The organism is Mesorhizobium sp. WSM4817 (genome assembly GCF_055811135.1).
In genome coordinates, this window is sequence record NZ_JBVVQQ010000034.1 from 32,764 (window position 1) to 50,135 (window position 17,372).

Here is a 17,372-nt window from a genome sequence, read left to right on the forward strand (position 1 = left end):
CCGCATCCCCTGTACATGAAGAGGCAATGCTCATTAAGCGCGCTCCTTCATCCGCAGCACGGTCGCGCTCGTCTGGCCAAGAGGACGCAGGCGCTGTCCGTGGGCACCAAAGAGCAGCAGCCGTTCCGGTTTCACGCCAAGATGCAGCGTCTGGCCGGAACTGATCTGCGGCGCACGCTCGGCAAGCAGGCGTGCGATTACGGGATTGTCCGTCCCCGGAACGTCGAGATGCACATAAAGGTCGGAGCCCATGTGCTCAACCATCCGGACGGCACCGGTCAGGACGTTATGTCCGCCCGCCTCGACGAGGTGGAAGGCTTCGGGCCGGATCCCGAGCGCGAGGCTGGTCCCCGGCGCGATATCGCCAGTAACGGAGAAGCTCGTGGCTGCCGTTTCGGCCAGCCCGCCATCGCGCACCCGTGCCTCGAGTATGTTGATCTTCGGCGAGCCGATGAACTCGGCGACACGCCGATCATCGGGATTGGCATAGATCTCCTGCGGCGGGGCGACCTGCAGAAGCTCGCCGTCGAGCATGACCGCGACCCGGTCAGACATGGTCATGGCCTCGGACTGATCATGGGTCACATAGACGAACGTGACGCCTAGGCGGTCGTGCAATTCCTTGATCTCGGCGCGCATCTGCACTCGAAGCTTGGCGTCGAGATTGGAGAGCGGCTCATCCATTAGGAAGACGGCTGGCTGGCGTACCATGGCGCGGCCGACGGCGACCCGCTGCCGCTGGCCACCGGAAAGCTGGCCCGGCTTGCGCGCCAGAAGGTGCCCGATGCCGAGCGCCTTGGCGGTGCGCATCACGTCCTTTTCGATTTCCGCGACCACCGCCTTGGTTCCCGGCAGGATACGCCCGACCACCGGCAGGCGCTGCCAAGCCGACAGCCGGCGCATCCGGAGCGGTACGGCCATGTTCTCTTGCACCGTCATATGCGGGTAGAGCGCATAGGACTGGAACACCATCGCCACGTCGCGCCGCTTCGGCTGAACGCCGTCGACCACGCGCTCACCGATTGCGATCGAGCCGCCAGTCTGCACCTCGAGCCCGGCGAGGATTCGCAGCAGCGTCGATTTCCCGCAGCCCGAGGGACCAAGAAGCGTCAGGAACTCGCCGTCAGCGATCTCGAGCGACACGTCACACAGCACAGGCGTGACGCCGAATAATTTTTCTATTTTTTCGATGGTGATGGACGCCATGGTGCTTTACCTCTTTCAGCCGAGCGCGGCGGAAAACCACCACCTTACTGAACTGTTATCGCGGCGGATGATCAAAGCCTTTTGTTACAGGTGCGTGACATATATCGAATATTGCGATGGGAAACCGGCCAATCCGGATGGTTGCCGCGCGTGCGCAAGGGGTGAGACTTGACCGAGGAAAAGGACCTTTCGCTCAACGCTGTTCGGGCTTTCGTGCAGGTCGCACGAGACAACAGCGTTACCCGGGCCTCCAAAACCCTTGGCATCACCCAGAGCTCGGTGAGCCGCCACCTCGCGGTATTGGAAAAGTATCTCGGCGCCAAGCTGCTCGAACGGTACGGACGCCAGAGTCAATTGACGGATTTCGGGCGGCTATTCGCCGATGCCGTTGCCGAGCCGCTCGACACGATCTTCTTTACGGCAAAGCGAATGCGCCGCGGTGACGGGAAAGATGCCAACCGGCTTGTCGTGAGGACGTCGCTCTCGACCTTCGCCTATACGCTGCTTATCCCCAATCTGCGCGACTTCTCGAAGGAAATGGGCGGCGTCACGGTCGACGTCATCAGCACCCTGTCGGCCCCCGCCTCAACCGACAGCTTCGACGTGCTTCTGACCCGGGACCTGACGCTGACCGAACCTGGAGATCGCTGGGATTTCTACGACGAGCAACTCGTTTGCGTCGGCGCGCCGGACTGTGTCGCCGGTCGCGGCTTAGAGGCGCTGCGCACCACACCGGTGATTGCCGTCACCTCGCGGCCGGACATCCTGCCGACTTGGCTTCGCGGCATGGATCTGAAGACGTCGGACATCATCTCGGGGGCACGCTACGACCACCATTATCTGGCCTTGCCGGCGGTCACGACCGGCCAGACCTTGCTGGTGACGCCCCATATCGTCGTTGCGGATCTGATCAGGCAAGGCCTCCTGGAAGTGTTTCCCAGCTCGCGTGCGCCGAGCGGCATGCAATACCGGGCCTATGCGGTCGACCGCAGCGGCAATCCGGATCTCGCCCGAGCCTTCTGCCGTTGGCTTACCCGGCTCTGCCGGAAAAAGACCGAGGAGGAGAACACCGGGAAATAGGTGCTGGCCGCAATGGTGCATCGCAAAACGCGATCATTTCGGCGGCTTTCCGCGATGCCAAAACTGGCGAGCGAAGGACGCCTCATCTAGGTCTGGGCATAAACTCCCTTGCGTTGAGGAAAGTCCATTGCCCTTGCTCGCCAAAAGACTGCAGGCCGTCCGTCCCTCCCAGACAAAAGCGATGACTGCCAAGGCGACCGCCTTGCGCGAACAAGGTGTCGATATCGTCACGCTAAGCCAGGGTGAACCGGATTTCGACACGCCCGAGGCTGTCCAGAAAGCCGGCGTCGCCGCCATCATCGAGGGAAAGACGCGCTATACTCCGGTCGCCGGTGTCAAGCCGCTACGCGAGGCAATCCGGGAGAAACTCTCGCGCGACAACGGCCTCGATTACGACATCGACCAGATCACCGTCGGCTGTGGCGCCAAGCAGGTGGTCTTCAACGCGCTCTTCGCCAGCCTGGACGCGGGGGACGAAGTCATCATCCCCACGCCCTGCTGGGTCTCCTACCCTGATATAGTGCGGCTCGCCGGCGGCCAGCCGGTCCTGGTCCCCTGCCTCGAGCGGTTGGGTTTCAAGCTGAAGCCGGAAGACGTGGAGGCGGCAATCACGCCGCGCACCAAATGGCTGATGCTGAATTCGCCTAACAATCCAACGGGCACTGTCTATTCCAAGACCGATCTGGCCGGCCTTGCCGAAGTCCTGCGCCGGCATCCCGAAGTCCACGTCCTGTCCGACGACATCTACGAAAAACTCGTCTATGACATGCCCTTCGCGACGTTGGCAGAGGCCGCGCCGGACCTCATCGACCGGGTGCTGACGGTTAACGGCGTATCCAAGTCCAGCGCCATGACCGGCTGGCGCCTCGGTTATGGCGCCGGCCCCAAAGACCTCATCAAGGCGATGAACACGATTGAGGGCCAGACCTCGTCGCATACCAGCTCGATCTCCCAATATGCGGCGATCGAGGCCATCGGCGGCAACCAGGACTACATCGCCGAGTTCGTGTCCGCCTTCCGCAAGCGACGCGATCTCGTCGTCGAGCAGATCAACCAGGCCGAGGGCCTGCGCTGCCGCGTGCCTGACGGCGCCTTCTACATCTTCGTCTCCTGCGCTGGTGTGATCGGCAAGACGACTGGCAAGAGCAAGGTGATCGAGAGCGACATAGATTTCGCCATGTATCTGCTGGAGGAATTCGGCGTCGCCGTCGTGCCGGGCAGCGGCTTCATGGCCTCGCCCTATATCCGCATTTCCTATGCTGCATCAGCGGGCGAGCTGAAACGCGCCTGCGGCCGCATCCTTGCTGCCTGCGCAGCCCTTTCCGAAAGCGAGAAGACCCTTGAGCAAAGCGAAGCAACTGCGTGACCGCATGACTGAGCGCGGCCTCGTCCATATCATGGCCGTCCACAGCCCGCTTTCGGCTGTGCTGGCCGAGGAAGCCGGCTTTGACGGACTCTGGGCCTCAGGCTTCGAGCTCTCTGCCCTTTACGGCCTGCCGGACATGAGCCTGATCTCGATGACGCAGCATCTCGACATGCTGCGGGCGATCGCCGGGCGGTCTTGGCTGCCAATCGTCGCCGATATCGACACCGGTTATGGCAATGCAATCAATGTCATCCATGCGATTGCCGAATATGAGCGTGCCGGCGCCTCGGCGGTCGTTATCGAGGACAAGACCTTCCCGAAAGTCACCAGCCTCGCCGCTGGTGGCCGGCAGGAACTGCTTCGGGTCGAGGAGTTCCAGGGCAAGATCGAGGCGGCCATCGAAGCCCGAACCGATCCGGACTTTCTGGTGATCGCCCGCACCGAAGCGCTGATCGCCGGTCTCGGCGAGGAAGAGGCACTGAAGCGTGCCAAGGCCTATACTGAAGCCGGGGCCGACATGGTCATGATCCATTCCAAGAAAAAGGACTCGTCCGAAATCGAGAGCTTCGCGCGGGCCTGGGAAGGCGATGTGCCGCTCACCATCGTGCCGAATGCCTATCCGGAGTTCGACGCTACCTGCATCAAGGCACTCGGCAACATCCGCATGGTGATCTACGGCAACTACGGCATCCGCGCCGCCACGACCGCCATGCAGGACACCTTCCGCCGCATCGTCGCCGACGGTGGCGTGCAGAACGTGCATAAGGACATCGTTGCCGTCGAGGAGGTCTTCCGGCTTCAGGGCATGGAGAAGACGAAGGCCGATGAAAAACGTTTCCTGCGGTAAGCGGACTTGCGGAAGGGGAAGCGCGGATGGAGCAATCAATCCGTGTCCTGTGAGGTTCCTGCATGCCCGAAGGCGCGTCCCCATTTGAGTTTCGCCATCTACGTTATACCAGTGGGTTTGAGGTTTGACCTATGACTGCTCTCTGCCATCCTTCAACATCTCAAGCGGTCAAAACGTCAAACCCGTGGTGAAACAGGTTGGGTAGGCGCTTGAACGGCCGTGTGACGTTCTCGCTGTTCAGATCACGGGATCGGAAGGCTTCATGAAATGGGCGCGCCGTACCGCCAGCGCTCGTGACCGGCCGAGTATGCCGCCGGCGTAAACCCCCGTGCTGCAAGCGTTCGATCTCGCCTGAATTGACGACGATGCGCAGGGCGAGCGCCTGCGTGCCATCCTTGAAACCGAAGTCGTCCATGGCAATTTGAACCCGAAGGGTTTGAGCTGACCCAGGGCGGCTAGCGCGCGGCCGATGTCCTTGATGAGGAAGTCTCGGTAATTCCCGCTCGAAGCGGCACGGATCGAACCCGGTTCTTCCAGCACTGCCCCCGACCAGCTCGGCCAAGTTCCCCTCCATGGAGTTGCATGGCCGAGACAAACGCTAATTGCAAGTGATGTCAGCTTGCCGCTTCGCGCAGGTGGTCAGCGGTTCAGTCGCAAACGAAATGCAAACCCTATCTGGCACGACCGGCACGTGTCCCAAGGCCTAACGCGTGGTCTCGATCGTAAACCGGTGGAACATATACTTGGAGCTGCGCAAAAGCGTCGTCGGCGTTAACTACGATGACAGGATCGCCGGGCCATGCTTCCATCCATTAAGCGGGCGGCAGCCAGAAGGTCAGCATGCGCTTGGTCTCGCCCGTGTTACGGCGGCGCTGCCATCTCGGATTGCGCGACAGATATTGGAATGGGTCCCGGTCCTCTCGCTCAGCCTCCTCGAGATAAGCGCGCCAGCGATAGTGGCTATAGGTCTGCATGGCGTTGATCGCATAGTGCATCGCGATCTCGCGATGACCCCGGATGACGATAAAGTTCTCGTCGTTTTTGGTGCTCGCGGCCTTTGAGAAATTGTGGGAGCCCGTGACCACGATCGGATCATCGCCGAACGGATCGATCACGATCATCTTCGAATGGGTGATGGCATGGCCAATGTGGGTGCGGAACTGTGATGCCGTGCCCTCGACCGCCCACTGTCCGACCGTTTTGCCGACCCCCGAGGTCTGCGCGGCGTCGAGAAAAAATTCCTCCGGGTCCTGCTTCAGCAGCTTGAAGTCCTCGGCGCCGGTGCTGGTGAACTGTGTCGCCACACCGCGCACATAGAGATTTTTTTCCTTCTGCATCTTGAGGAGCGTTCGCACCGGCTCATTGCCGGGCTGGAACATGACGAAGAACACGCCCTGCTTGGCGCTCTTGACGAGTTCGACCAGTTCCTTGTTGTCGATCTCGCCGCTCAGCTTGGAAAACCAGCTATCGACCGTGGCATCGCCAAGCGGGATGCCGCGTTTCGGCTCGTTGTTCGAGTCCAGCAGATCATCGGAGACGACATCGCCGGCTTCGGCCAGCAGTTTGAATTGCGCCTCGTACCGCTCCGCCAGGTCCTTGTTCACAAGCGTAATGCCGTTGTTGAGCTGCGTGCACAAACCGGTCGGCGTCCAGTTGGTGCTCCCCGTCCAAACTGTTTCCGGTGCGAATCCCACACCCTCGCGATGGCCAATAACGACGAACTTATTATGCGCCAAAGCCTTGGGGGCAAGGAACCGGTCATGCACAACACAACCGGCGTCTTTCAGCCGGCTTCGTGCTCCCGCGTTCTCGTCTTCACCCTCTTCGTCAACGCTACCATTGGCCAGCACGATATGAGCGCGACTCCCAACAGCGACGAGAGCATCGGTCAGTTCCTTGTCGCTCAACTCGTAGAGCGCGGCATGGAGCTCAAGGCTGGGAGAAGCCGCAACCTCGCCCATCATCCCCAGCATGGTCTCCCGCAGCGTTCCGCCGAGGAAGGCACGGACTTCCCGGTCGACCTGCTGACTGACGACGACCGCCGTCTCCTTCAGTTCTGCTAGGGTGATCCCCTTGCGCTTCATGTAGCGCGCCATGAACTGGGACAGCACATAGCCACGATTGAAATGGACGCTGGCGCCATCGCCGCAATCAGCGCTCAGGGTCAGAGTTTCCGACCAGTCGCTCGAAGGCCCATCCTCGAGTTTGCCATCGTCACCAAGGACCCTGGCGACCACGCGATAGGCGATCACATCCCCGAGATCCGCCGCATGATCGGTCCAGTCATAGCGTTGGAACGGCCAAATTTGCGATGAGCGGGAGGTTAGACGTTCGCCCTGGTCATCGACCTCGATGTCGTCCTCGAAGCCGACGCGGTTCGACAGATATTTGGGCTCCGCATCGCCTCGACGGCATTCGATGGCAAATCCCAGGCAGCCTGGAATGTCATCCTCATGGTGCCATACAAGATGCACGTCGTCGGCATTCGAGAATACTTTGAGAGTGATCCCGGACATTCATGCTCCCTCCTAAGCTGTTTCGTTATAGCGGCAACGTACCACGCTCTTTCTGCTTGTTCGCGAGTATCAGTGCAACCTCTGACAGTATAGTGACAAAACCGGTGGAAATCCCCACCTGCTTGCAGTTGGTTCTGCGGCCGAACGAGATCCATGGATCCCCTCGGCGGGGACGTCATCTTTAGCCACCGGGTCGCTTAAATCGAGGGTCGACGGCGGCGAGCCACGTAGGCATTCGAGGTCGGGCGCTCGCAATCTCTTCGAAGACCGCGCTGGGAAGACGCTGACGCAGAGTGCGCAGGGCCATCGGCGCTCCCGGTCCTCGAGAGCAAGGTGTTTGGATTCCCTTTCTGCCTTTTTCTGCTGGTCGCTCCAATCCGAGTTCCGCGGCCATCACTGCAAGCTCGCGCAAGAAGGCAGCCTGACCTTCCTCCATCTTGGAGATGCGATCTGCCAAGCCGGCTTGCCGTTGAGCGGCCGGGCTGAGTTAGTCTGTCCATGACCTCCTTGACCGTCGCGAGGCTGGGGATAGTCCCTCAAGGAGCCAGCAGCTCTTGCAAACTTCAGCCCATGACGTGTCCCATTGCGCTTGGTCGGCGGATGCCGTTTCAAGGGGTGACCGGCGGGCCTCCTCCCTTTCGCAACGTTCAGGTTGCTCCCTCGGGTTCTCGTGTTCGACTTCTAGATCAACAGCGGATTGGGCCGTAGCGGGCGCCTTATTCCATTGCTGACCACTGTCAAAAAAAGCGCTGTTAACGAAATTTTTTAACCCGCCACTGCTTATTCGCAGACTGAGAGCGAGAGGTGATCGATGGGTGATTCAAACATAAGCGCGTTTCCGCTGCATCGTCGGCGGAAATTGGTCGAGGGTATCGCCCGGGTCCTGGAATCCAAGAACGGGAGGACGCGAATGCCTTCTGGCGCAGCACCGCCACGACAATTCGCGTTCAACTGTCCGAATCAGGAATTGCACCGGGGCTCGCCGAACAGGAAGTTAGAACGCTTCTTCGTGCTGTCTTAGGCGATATAGCCACCCGGTCTGCGAAACTTGCACAATAGAATCGGCTCACGAGGAAGGATTGCCGCGTGGAGAACCCCCGGGGCCTCGCTAATGGATTGTTTCCAACGCTTGGTGCCCGCGTTTATCGGTTCCGAACGACCGGTAGGGCCGCTGCTTGCCGTTCGACCGACCCCAGACGACTATCCGGCAAGCTCCGTGTTGGCATGCTCCTGAGTTTGCCGGCATCGATTAAAGGCGAGTCGAAAGATTCCGCGTCGTCGAGGAGCAGACCGTCATCGAGCATCCTCGCATAGTGTCCGGCCAACAAATTCAGCGCCGTCATATTCGACGGTCATGATCGGCCAAGTGCACGCGGCACTGAAAGGCACTGCCGGAAGCGTCTCAGCAGAAGAGCTGCAGGCTCTGAAGCCTCCTGTCCCGATCAGGAAGTCTGTAACACCGGACTACATCATCTCTCTCGAGGACGGGAAGAAATTCAAATCCCTTCGCCAACGACACCGCCTCCCGCACCCAGGCTCTGGCCCTGCTGGAAACGCTCAACGGCGACCTGCTCAGCCACCCCAGCGCCACGCTCACGCTGGAACGGTGGTGTGGTGACCACGGGCTGGCGCCGGAGGCGAAGATCGTCGCTCATCGCGTGAAGGGCGACGACAAATTGCTGCCGGGTAATGCCCGCCAGGCATTGGGCATCAGCGCTGACGAACCCGTGCACTACCGCCGCGTGCAGCTCGCCTGTGCGAACTCGTGCTCCCCGAGGCCGATAACTGGTACGTCCCGTCGCGCCTTACACCCCAGATGAACCAGGTGCTCGACACCACCGACCAGCGCTTCGGGAAGGTAGGTTTTGAACTTGCCGCCCCAAGGTCAGCTTGGCGCCTAATTTCGGCCGTCGACGGGCACCTTGCCTATTTTTGAAAGCGGTCATTTCAGGTCGGAGGATAGTGCTGTAGTACGTGCTCCATACTGCACCTGTCCTGCCGAGGATCATAGAACCCGCTCAACGAGAGCCTGAGGAGATCGCCAGCGTTGGTTTATCCAACGTGGAATAGTGTCCAACCGTCAAGTGCGGATGATCGAGGTCCGGCGCGATCATCGACGTTGCGAAAATTATCTGGCGCTCGCACAGCGCGGCCTGAGCGGTGGCGACAACAAGCTGCTGGAAGTTATGGCTCCGCTCGGGCTGCATTCCCTTGTCTTCAATCGAGTCGAGCATGCACAGCCGGAGATGCCGGAAGGAAGGGTCTCGAGTGGCGGCACCCAACAGTCCCACGAAGAAACTGTTGCGGAGGATGACGCGCGAGCTTGCCGAGAAATATGATTCGTTGTCGACGCTCAGTTTGTTCGAGGAGAACTCGAACTGAATCGATTGAGCATTGATAAACGCAGATTCCCTCGGCAGGTCACCGCGCAACAGCGCTAGAATCTGCTGTTCGACTTCTTTGTAGGCGACTAGCAACCGCTTGTTCAGTGCGGCCTTCAGACCCTCGTTGCGTTCTTTCAGCCGGGTCATCTCAGCGTTCAGATCGGCTTTGCGGGTGATCAGCTTCTCGACGGATTCAGACAATTGTCTTTTGGACTGCAGATCATCCATCTCACGTTCGATATAGCCCGCCTCACGCTGCAATTCTCGCAGTGTCTGCGAAGCGGCGGATGACGGAGTGCGTATTGACTGGTTCAGCCGCTCGGAGGCCGATTTCCATTGCATTGTAAGATCGCTGAGTGACAGTTCGAGCTTTTCGAGCTCACTCTTCCGATCTTTTTGCAGTGCCCGCGATTGGCGAAGCTGCCTGGAGGTGTCATTGATGAGCGAGACGATCCTCGTGCGTGCCCTCTCACTGTCGAAAGGAGTCTTGCATAGATGGCAGGCATGCGCCGGATGTTCGGCTTCAATCGCGGAATAGCAGGACGGGCAATACTGGAAGGTGATTTTGCCGAACGCATTGGACGCGGCCGATGAGTCATTCAACGACGCGAGTTTGGCTTCCAGATCCTTGATGAAGAGTGCCGCGTCGGCGATCTCAAATTTTCGGGTATCGATTCCGGCATTCGCCTCGGTGATCTCTCTTTGAAGCTTCTGAACGGCGGTATAGGCGGACCGTTGCATATCGAGCGAAAGAGTGTCCGTGGCTGCGGCCTCGAACATGGCCTTTTCGGCCTGCGCGATTTGGTCGTCAACGGCAGCGCGTTTTTCCTCGATGCGCGTTTGCTCAGCATCTATCCAAGACGGGGTCAGCACCTGTCCAGACTGCCCCACCAAACGGGAGACGGCGGTGAGTTCCGAACTGACGTCCGTATATTCCTTGTCTAATTCCCGAAGGCGCAACTCGTTTGCGTATAGCTCGTTTTCGTAGGCGCCAAAAACCAACCGGCCAACCGTCTCCCGAAGAAGCGGCGGGTCGAACTGCTCGAACTTGAAGAGGGTTCCCACCGGACTGAGCTGATCCGCATACATCAAGCGGAGGATCTGGTGGATTGTAACATTCCCGCTCACCTCGTTGGTGGCTTCAGGAATATCCAGCAGCTTGAAAAGAACTTGCGAAAAGCTCTCGCGGGATTCCGAGCGTCTGTATGGATATCGCGTCCAACTGGATGCGGCCACCGTAAGCGCCTCCTCCATCGAGCCGCCGAAGATTTCCATCGGCTGTCCGGTTTTGCTGGACACCTCTCGCGCCAGCGTCGCGACGTTTCCATTGAGCGCAACCTCGACCAGCACGCGCGAGCAAAGCAATGCGACTGGACTCCAGTCCGAAATGTCGCCGCCAATCGCATAGTAGAGAAAATTCAGTATTGTCGACTTTCCCGAGGAATTGTCGCCGCGGATGATATTGACGCCTTGATGAAACCGCTGGTCATAAACAGCCTGGTTGAGCCGCTCGACCCGAAGCCTCTCAACTCGCAGTGTTGGCTTAAATCTTGTCATAGCGGTGCTCGAGCAAGGAGGTTCGGCCTTTCAGGCCGTCGTTGCCCAGCAACGGATAATTGCTGAGGGCATCGATAATCTGCATTCTCTCGGGCTCTGCTTCGTTCCGCTGCGCCACGCGCGTTTGAAGCTCCGGCGCGATATCTGCCCGAGCAAACCGGACGAGATCGTTCCTGAGCGACTGCACATCGATGACACCGTCCCGTGCCATTGTTTGAAGCGCCGCAGCCTGTGCCGGCCTCATCCGCTCAAGCAACATCTCGCCTTTGGGCAGCGTGGCGTAATCCTGTTCGTCCTCGAGTCGGGCCGCAATCTTTCTGATGCCGAGATCGCGAGACGCGAGCCTGATCTTACCTGCGCGCCACGGGAACAAGAGATAATAGTCGAGGATACGGAGCTTATCGACTTCGACCTCGCTGAAACCGCGCCGAGCGCGAAGCCTCAGGATGCGGAAGATGCAGTGAAAGGCGTCGAATGCCGGATGGTAGGAAAGTTGGATCATGAGTGCCACCGTACCCAGCACTGCTCGGCGAGCCAATACACCATGCCGGCGGCGATTGCCGAGTTCAGACAGAATACGCCTGACTTTATTTCATCAGCACATGGGCCGATCAGATACTGCGCGAATAGGACATCGACGTCGTGTGCCGCTTTGCCGTCGATATTCGGGAGAACATACGTTCGAAAGTCACCCTCGACCTTCGAAAGCAGGTACGCGAAAATCTGCTGAGCGGAGTCGAACATCGCATACTTGGTGAGAAGGCGCTGGAACAGTTCCTTCTTCCGCAAGGCGAGACCGATCATCTCCTGATTGCGGCCCGCGTGCTTGAGCTTTCCCTCAAGCCCGTCAATGCCATCGTGGCTGTGTCGCGCCTGATACATCTGCAAAGTGTCGATGAATTCGACGACCTGCTGGTTGGTGCTGATCTCGATTTCCAGCTGATACATCCAGGCGGCTATCGGCGACTTCTCACCGTCCAGCTGGAAATGAAAATCGTTGTTCGAATTGATAAGGGTCTGATCGCCACCGATATTGTCGCGTCCAGCGGTAATGTCCCGTTGTGTGGTTAGCTCCCCCGCCATGCCTAGACCGTCACTTGGTTTTTATGCGGTCTCCGCTGATATTGTCGCGTCCCGCTCGAATGTTTGACTGATTGATGGTGCGGGAATCTTTGCTGTGACTCGATCTAACCACGCGGATCGAAACGAGCGATCCGATGGTCGCGCCGCCGATCAGGCCCACAACCAAGCTCACTATCTCTGACCAGTATTCTTCCATCAGTAACCTCCCGCTCGACCATCCCCCACGATATATAAGAGAGCCCTGCGAGTCGCCAGAAGTTTGATCGGAACGTAAGCTTATAACCTGTATAAATGAATCCTTTTGCTGAATTCCGTCCTAGTCGCTCGATCTGAGCTTGTCGAGTTCGTGCGCACACGCGGTGGACGGAGAAGCCCGCCAGCGCTTGAGCCCGACGGGAAGTGTCTGGGCCGACCGTTGTGCTACCGAAGGCAGCTACATGATCAACGCACCCCGAAACCGGACAGTCTCCTCCCGGCCCCGTTGTGGTCGTTCCAGAACACATGTCGGAGTGGCCCGCTTCTGGCGGACGGGGGCACGCAAGGACCATGCGACGCTGACGAAATCAGCGAGTTGACAAACTCTTATGTTACGATATTGTATGTTTTGCAAATCGTTAACTGGGATGATCGTTACATGACGTTTGAATCACTCGATGATTATATCAAGGCATTCGCGAAGGACCGCGAACTGGCGATCGTACCCATCCCGCTTGTCGCGGAGCACCTCGAACGCACCGCGCCCGCCGTCACAGCAATGATCGGTTCCGGACGGCTCGGCGAAATCCGGATCGGCAAGAACAGGTTCGTCGCCCTGAAGAGCCTCGTCGACCTAGAGGAGGCCTACGAGAAGCAGGTCGAGGTCGTCGAGCGTTACCTGATCAAGGCCGCCAAGAAAGGGGAACGCGTCGTCTACTACGAGCCCGTAATGGCGCAGGTCGGCATGAAGACCACCGTTCCGGCAGACCGAACGAAGATCGGCGAGATCCTCGGTAAGATTTCCAGGCGCAGCTACGACCGTGATGGCGTCCTGCTGTCGGTGCTGGTGCACCGGAAGACGGCCGGGACAACCAGCCCGGGCCCCGGCTTCTTCAGCCTGGCCGAGGAAATGGAATACGACTGGGAGGACGACTACAAGTTCGTCGACCAGCAGACCAAGTACGTGCTCAAAGCCTACAAGTGAGCACGTACCTTAGGATCCCGTTCCGGCGAAATCCCCAGCCCGTCTTCATATCGTGCGGTCCAGTTCATTCCGGAACGCGAGACCTGTGCCCTTATTCCGGCACTGCGGCGGTGATCTGGTCGGGGTCGAGGGACGCGCCTGCCTAGCTGGGGCCGGAACAAGAGCTGTTCAGAATCTTGCGCTAAGGTCGAACGGAGAGTGAACACCCGGATGTTCGCTGTAGATACGTCATTTGCCTCCTGTACCGCTAGGCTGCTTTGGACAGAGGCTTGGCCACTACCGTTCTCAAGTGGAGTGGGAAAGTGGCCCGACGTGCGCTTCTCAAAGAACACGAACGAAAGACGCTACTCGACATTCCGATCGACGAAGACAGTCTGATCCGCCACTATTCTCTTGTGCCCGCCGATTTGCTGGAAATCCAGCTACGGCGGCGCGAACACAATCAGCTCGGCTTTGCGATCCAACTCTGCTTGATGCGCTATCCCGGCCGGCCACTGTTGGCCAACGAGGTTCCGCCGAAAGCTATGCTAGACTATGTTGCTGGGCAAATAGGTGCAAGCTCGACCGGCATTCAGGTTGTATGCCCGTCGTGAGGAGACCCGCAGCAATCACATTGCTCATCTCCTGGGTTATCTCCGGAAGCGAAACGCAACCGCCAAAGATCGGGGTGCCGCATTGCTGACGGCAATTGAGATGGCCTCAACAACAGACGCCGGTGCTTCGATAGCTGGCGCCATTGTGACGGAGTTCCGCAATCGAAATTCGCTGCTCCCGGCGGCCAACATTACTGAGCGGATGGGGGATCGCGGCTCGCGCTATCGACGGTCGCGAACGTCAAGAACGCCCTGCAGGTAGCCGGAGCGTAGGATCTCACACCAATTGTCGGTTTGCCACCGGGACTGCCGATCTGGACAAGGTACTCAGCTCAGCTAGTATGTTGATGGGGGATGTTTCGTGGCAGCAAAACCAGACTTTGAGGAATATCTCGCGAGCTGTGCTAAGGCGCTTGACGCTAGCGGCGATGTAGCAAAGGCTGAGAAGAGCTACGAGTTCAACATGAGAGCGGCACATCAATCCGCGTCTGCCGGCGCGAGCCTTTCTCTCATGATCGAGGCCTTGAGGGCTGCCAAGGGTCACTATGTCAGTGGACGTCCCGACCTCTTGTTCTACCCGCCGGATGCCGTCGAGGAGCTGCGACTACTGACGAAGCCCTTTAAGAGCGCCTTACACAAACTCTATAGGCGCAACGTATTATTCAACAGAAACTACCCAAAGCCTCCGCCTGACGGATTTTATGACCCGAAAGATCTCTATGAAACCATCGACGATCTGCTGAGAACACGGTTCGTCTGCAAATATATGGATGGGCCCGAGTTTGTCTGTTCCTGTCTGAAGGAATGCTGTGAGAAGGACGGTATTCCTTTTTCCTTTCGTGAGCTAAGCACTGAAGCGGGTTATTACGCTTGGCATTTTTATGCTCAAGTTTCCGTCGAGATAATGCTGGAGGGCGAAGTCACTACTCGACTGATGTGGGTTGAGCTCCAGTTTTCGACCCAATTGGCAGAGGTTATCACGGCACTAACCCACGGTCTGTATGAAGATCGACGGGAAGGTCGAGAAGTTAACGACCGGAAATGGAAATGGGACGCGAGCTCCCAGCGTTTTCGGTCCGCTTATCTTGGGCATGGCTTGCACCTTTTGGAGGGAGTAATCCAGACCCTCAAAGACGACGTGTTCTCGACGGGCACGGTAGTCGTGGAGAATGCCGTGAGTAGCGGAGAAGCGGGACCTCGCGAGGCAGCCAGTAAAGAAAGAAGCGAAGAACATGAGAATTAGTTCGCCGCAACCCTCGGTTCTGCACCTAGTGACACTCTTCCGAATGATCACCGGCGGTGAAATTCGGATACCAGCCTTCCAGCGCAATTTCGTCTGGAGCGAAAAGCAGATGGTTGAACTGTTAGAAAGCGTGAACGAGGGCTTTCCTATTGGAAGCGTTCTATTGTGGGGCGTTGACCGGAAAATCCTTCGTATCGCTCCGAGCGGGGCCACGTCTTTTCCGGACGTGGAGGAACGATTTCCGACTACCTATGTACTCGACGGTATGCAACGTCTCTCGACCCTCTACGGGGTCTTTCACTTCGGAGCCTCTACCACCGATAGCCGCTTTGACGTTCGTTACGATCTGATGAGTGGCGTTTTCGCACATGCCGAGGGGGAGCTCGCCTCCCCCACATCGGTCCCCCTTTCAGCATTGTTCGTGCCACGTTCGCTTCTTGACCATCAATCTCGGATCTCGAAGCTGGAAAATTCGGATTTATTGCTGGAGAGGCTTCTATCCCTTCAAGCGGCTTTTCAGGAATATATGGTTCCAGTAGTCACTATTCGAAGTGATGACATCCAGAGGGTAGTGGGTATTTTCGAAAAGATAAACTCCACAGGAACACGGCTTAACCAAGTTGACTTCATGAGGGCAATAACTTGGGCAGAGGATTTCGATCTCAACCATTATCTCGATGCATCCGCTGGAGATCTCGCCGAAGTGGGCGCTCCCCTAGGTTCTGAGACCCTTATTAAGTGTGTCGGGTTAACCCTTGGAATTCCGCCTACAACTGACGGATTGTTACAGCTGAGGGCTCGCGAACCGCAGGTTCTGTCAAAGGCCTTCAAAGACGCTACATCCGGGCTGTTACGGGTAACAGAGTTCCTAAACGAGCGCCTGAAGATTTTCTCTACCGACTTAGTTCCCTACGAAGGCCAAATCTTGCTTCTCTTTAGGGCAATAGGCATGGAGGAAGCTGATGATCCCGATCTAGATAGGATAATACGGTGGTTCTGGGCGACAGGGTTCAACGAGGGCCTGCGCGGCAAACCGGACCACTACGTTGTTCGGGCAATTGACAATTGGCGAGGCCTTGTACGTGGTGAGGTTCGCGGGCTTGAGCCGCGTCTGAAGCTGACTGAAATCGAACTTTACGAGCGGCGGCTGGTATCAGGGGGTGCCTTGTCTTCCACCTTTGCCGCGATGTTCGCCTCGAATGGGGCCTGCGACATTCCCGACGGAGCGATCTTCCACCCTTCGGCATATATGGCGAGTTCGGATTTGAGCATATTCCAGCCGGTTTTCTCTCGCGCTGACTTAGTCAGCGGTGGACTTCCACACACCATATCCGCAAGATTATTCGGCAACGTGGTTATGTTTGAGGGCCATGCCTCCCCAGAGGCTATACAAGCCGCAATCACCGAAGCTGCGCATCGCGATGATTGGGCTACCCTCAAGTCCCAATTTATAGATGAGGACGCGATCATTGAACTGGAGCAAGGCAACGCGCCGGAGTTTATGCGGGCAAGGGTTAGGTTGATGCAAAACAAGGCGTCGCAGCTAGTCGAAAGGGGCTCACTCGGTTTCTAGATGCAATCTACATTCACAGAGGGACAAGGCTTTCTCAACAGAAGCAATACGATAGCGGATAGTTCGTCAACCCTCGTATGTTCTCACATGGTCCGGCGAACCTGCGGACCACTGGTGTCATTTGGCACTTAATTAGGTTCTTCCTCACTTTGTGTGAAGCCGTGGCAGCATTCGTGCCTTCAGCAATTCCGGACCTGCCCGACCGTACATCGAGCGCTTGAGGGTCTTGAGGCGGTTGATCTGGCCTTCGGCCTGTCCGTTGCTCCAAGGCAGCTCGATGGCGTTGTTTACGGCATCGATGTCCCTGCGCAGGACTCGAGCGAACCGCATGATCGGAATGAGTTCGGAGTCGAGCGCATCGTCGATCCATGCATCCAGTGGTGCCGATCTCTTGCCGCGAAGGATGCCGTTGAAGCGCATCGCCAGGCGCCGCATCTCGGCGAACGCCTCAGATCCCTGCTTCAGGGCATCGACCTTCCTTGCCTGCCAGTCCGTCAGTAGGCTTCGTGGCTTGATACACAGTGCTGCGGCAACCACTGGCGAGATTGCATTTCCGGTGTCCGGATCTCGAACCGGCTCCGACTTCAAGGCCGTAGACGGCACCTCATCGGCCTGCTCTCTTTCGGCCCGCCGCCAGGCTCCGAGCAACCGCTCCAGATTGGCGAAGCTGCCGGTGTAGCCGCGCTGCTTGACGTCATGAAACAGGTGTCGGCCGCAGCGGTTCCCATCCTTCCAGCATTGGGT

At 58.2% G+C, this 17,372-nt stretch carries 14 protein-coding genes and 2 pseudogenes; 8 read left to right on the top strand and 8 right to left on the bottom strand.

The features are described from left to right. Positions 1–33 precede the first annotated feature (33 nt). On the bottom strand, positions 34–1,206 hold the full coding sequence (locus tag AC0L2K_RS30880; protein WP_473533200.1) for an ABC transporter ATP-binding protein: 1,173 nt from the start codon (positions 1,204–1,206) through the stop codon (positions 34–36). Positions 1,207–1,374: 168 nt separating this feature from the next. On the opposite strand from AC0L2K_RS30880, the gene AC0L2K_RS30885 reads away from it, so the two are divergent. The 3 genes from AC0L2K_RS30885 to AC0L2K_RS30895 all read left to right on the top strand — a co-directional run bounded on the left by AC0L2K_RS30885 (position 1,375) and on the right by AC0L2K_RS30895 (position 4,499). Next, on the top strand, positions 1,375–2,286 hold the full coding sequence (locus tag AC0L2K_RS30885; protein WP_008872090.1) for a LysR family transcriptional regulator: 912 nt from the start codon (positions 1,375–1,377) through the stop codon (positions 2,284–2,286). Positions 2,287–2,467: 181 nt separating this feature from the next. Beyond that, positions 2,468–3,652, top strand: a complete 1,185-nt coding sequence (locus tag AC0L2K_RS30890) for a pyridoxal phosphate-dependent aminotransferase (protein ID WP_473533201.1) — start codon at positions 2,468–2,470, stop codon at positions 3,650–3,652. After that, on the top strand, positions 3,627–4,499 hold the full coding sequence (locus AC0L2K_RS30895; protein ID WP_473533202.1) for an isocitrate lyase/phosphoenolpyruvate mutase family protein: 873 nt from the start codon (positions 3,627–3,629) through the stop codon (positions 4,497–4,499). The genes AC0L2K_RS30890 and AC0L2K_RS30895 overlap by 26 nt, the downstream gene beginning before the upstream one ends. A 160-nt stretch (positions 4,500–4,659) precedes the next feature. Here the strand turns inward: AC0L2K_RS30895 and AC0L2K_RS30900 are convergent, their stop codons facing one another. Beyond that, a complete protein-coding gene (locus AC0L2K_RS30900) occupies positions 4,660–4,914 on the bottom strand; it encodes a hypothetical protein (RefSeq protein WP_473533203.1) in 255 nt (84 codons plus the stop codon). Positions 4,915–5,311: 397 nt separating this feature from the next. Next, a complete protein-coding gene (locus AC0L2K_RS30905) occupies positions 5,312–7,015 on the bottom strand; it encodes a phospholipase D-like domain-containing protein (RefSeq protein ID WP_473533204.1) in 1,704 nt (567 codons plus the stop codon). A 1,354-nt stretch (positions 7,016–8,369) separates the two neighbouring features. Between AC0L2K_RS30905 and AC0L2K_RS30910 the strand changes: the two are divergent. After that, positions 8,370–8,561: pseudogene (locus AC0L2K_RS30910) on the top strand (MucR family transcriptional regulator); the annotation flags it as partial. 472 nt (positions 8,562–9,033) lie between these two features. On the opposite strand, the gene AC0L2K_RS30915 reads toward AC0L2K_RS30910, so the two are convergent. The 4 genes from AC0L2K_RS30915 to AC0L2K_RS30930 are packed head-to-tail and all read right to left on the bottom strand — an operon-like array spanning position 9,034 to position 12,235. Beyond that, positions 9,034–10,956, bottom strand: a complete 1,923-nt coding sequence (locus AC0L2K_RS30915) for an AAA family ATPase (RefSeq protein WP_473533205.1) — start codon at positions 10,954–10,956, stop codon at positions 9,034–9,036. Beyond that, positions 10,943–11,479, bottom strand: coding sequence for an ABC-three component system middle component 5 (locus tag AC0L2K_RS30920; RefSeq protein ID WP_473533206.1), 537 nt, complete (start codon positions 11,477–11,479; stop codon positions 10,943–10,945). Before AC0L2K_RS30920 ends, AC0L2K_RS30915 begins: the two co-directional genes overlap by 14 nt. Further along, the gene (locus AC0L2K_RS30925) at positions 11,455–12,039 is read right to left on the bottom strand and encodes an ABC-three component system protein (RefSeq protein ID WP_473533207.1); all 585 of its coding nucleotides are present in this window, start codon (positions 12,037–12,039) and stop codon (positions 11,455–11,457) included. Before AC0L2K_RS30925 ends, AC0L2K_RS30920 begins: the two co-directional genes overlap by 25 nt. Positions 12,040–12,049: 10 nt before the next feature. Beyond that, positions 12,050–12,235, bottom strand: coding sequence for a hypothetical protein (locus AC0L2K_RS30930; protein ID WP_473533208.1), 186 nt, complete (start codon positions 12,233–12,235; stop codon positions 12,050–12,052). A 438-nt stretch (positions 12,236–12,673) separates the two neighbouring features. Between AC0L2K_RS30930 and AC0L2K_RS30935 the strand changes: the two genes are divergently transcribed. The 4 genes and pseudogenes from AC0L2K_RS30935 to AC0L2K_RS30950 all read left to right on the top strand — a co-directional run bounded on the left by AC0L2K_RS30935 (position 12,674) and on the right by AC0L2K_RS30950 (position 16,628). Beyond that, a complete protein-coding gene (locus tag AC0L2K_RS30935) occupies positions 12,674–13,219 on the top strand; it encodes a hypothetical protein (RefSeq protein WP_473533209.1) in 546 nt (181 codons plus the stop codon). A 302-nt stretch (positions 13,220–13,521) separates the two neighbouring features. Next, a pseudogene (locus AC0L2K_RS30940) lies at positions 13,522–14,063 on the top strand (DUF4158 domain-containing protein); the annotation flags it as partial. Positions 14,064–14,173: 110 nt separating this feature from the next. Then, positions 14,174–15,055 carry a hypothetical protein gene (locus AC0L2K_RS30945; protein ID WP_473533210.1) on the top strand — a complete coding sequence of 294 codons (882 nt, stop codon included), beginning with the start codon at positions 14,174–14,176 and terminating at the stop codon, positions 15,053–15,055. Between the two features lie 43 nt (positions 15,056–15,098). Continuing rightward, positions 15,099–16,628, top strand: coding sequence for a DUF262 domain-containing protein (locus AC0L2K_RS30950; protein WP_473533211.1), 1,530 nt, complete (start codon positions 15,099–15,101; stop codon positions 16,626–16,628). 144 nt (positions 16,629–16,772) lie between these two features. On the opposite strand, the gene AC0L2K_RS30955 is transcribed toward AC0L2K_RS30950, so the two are convergent. Next, positions 16,773–17,372, bottom strand: a 600-nt coding sequence (locus tag AC0L2K_RS30955; RefSeq protein ID WP_473533212.1) for an ISL3 family transposase, incomplete at its 5' end; no start/stop codon positions are given.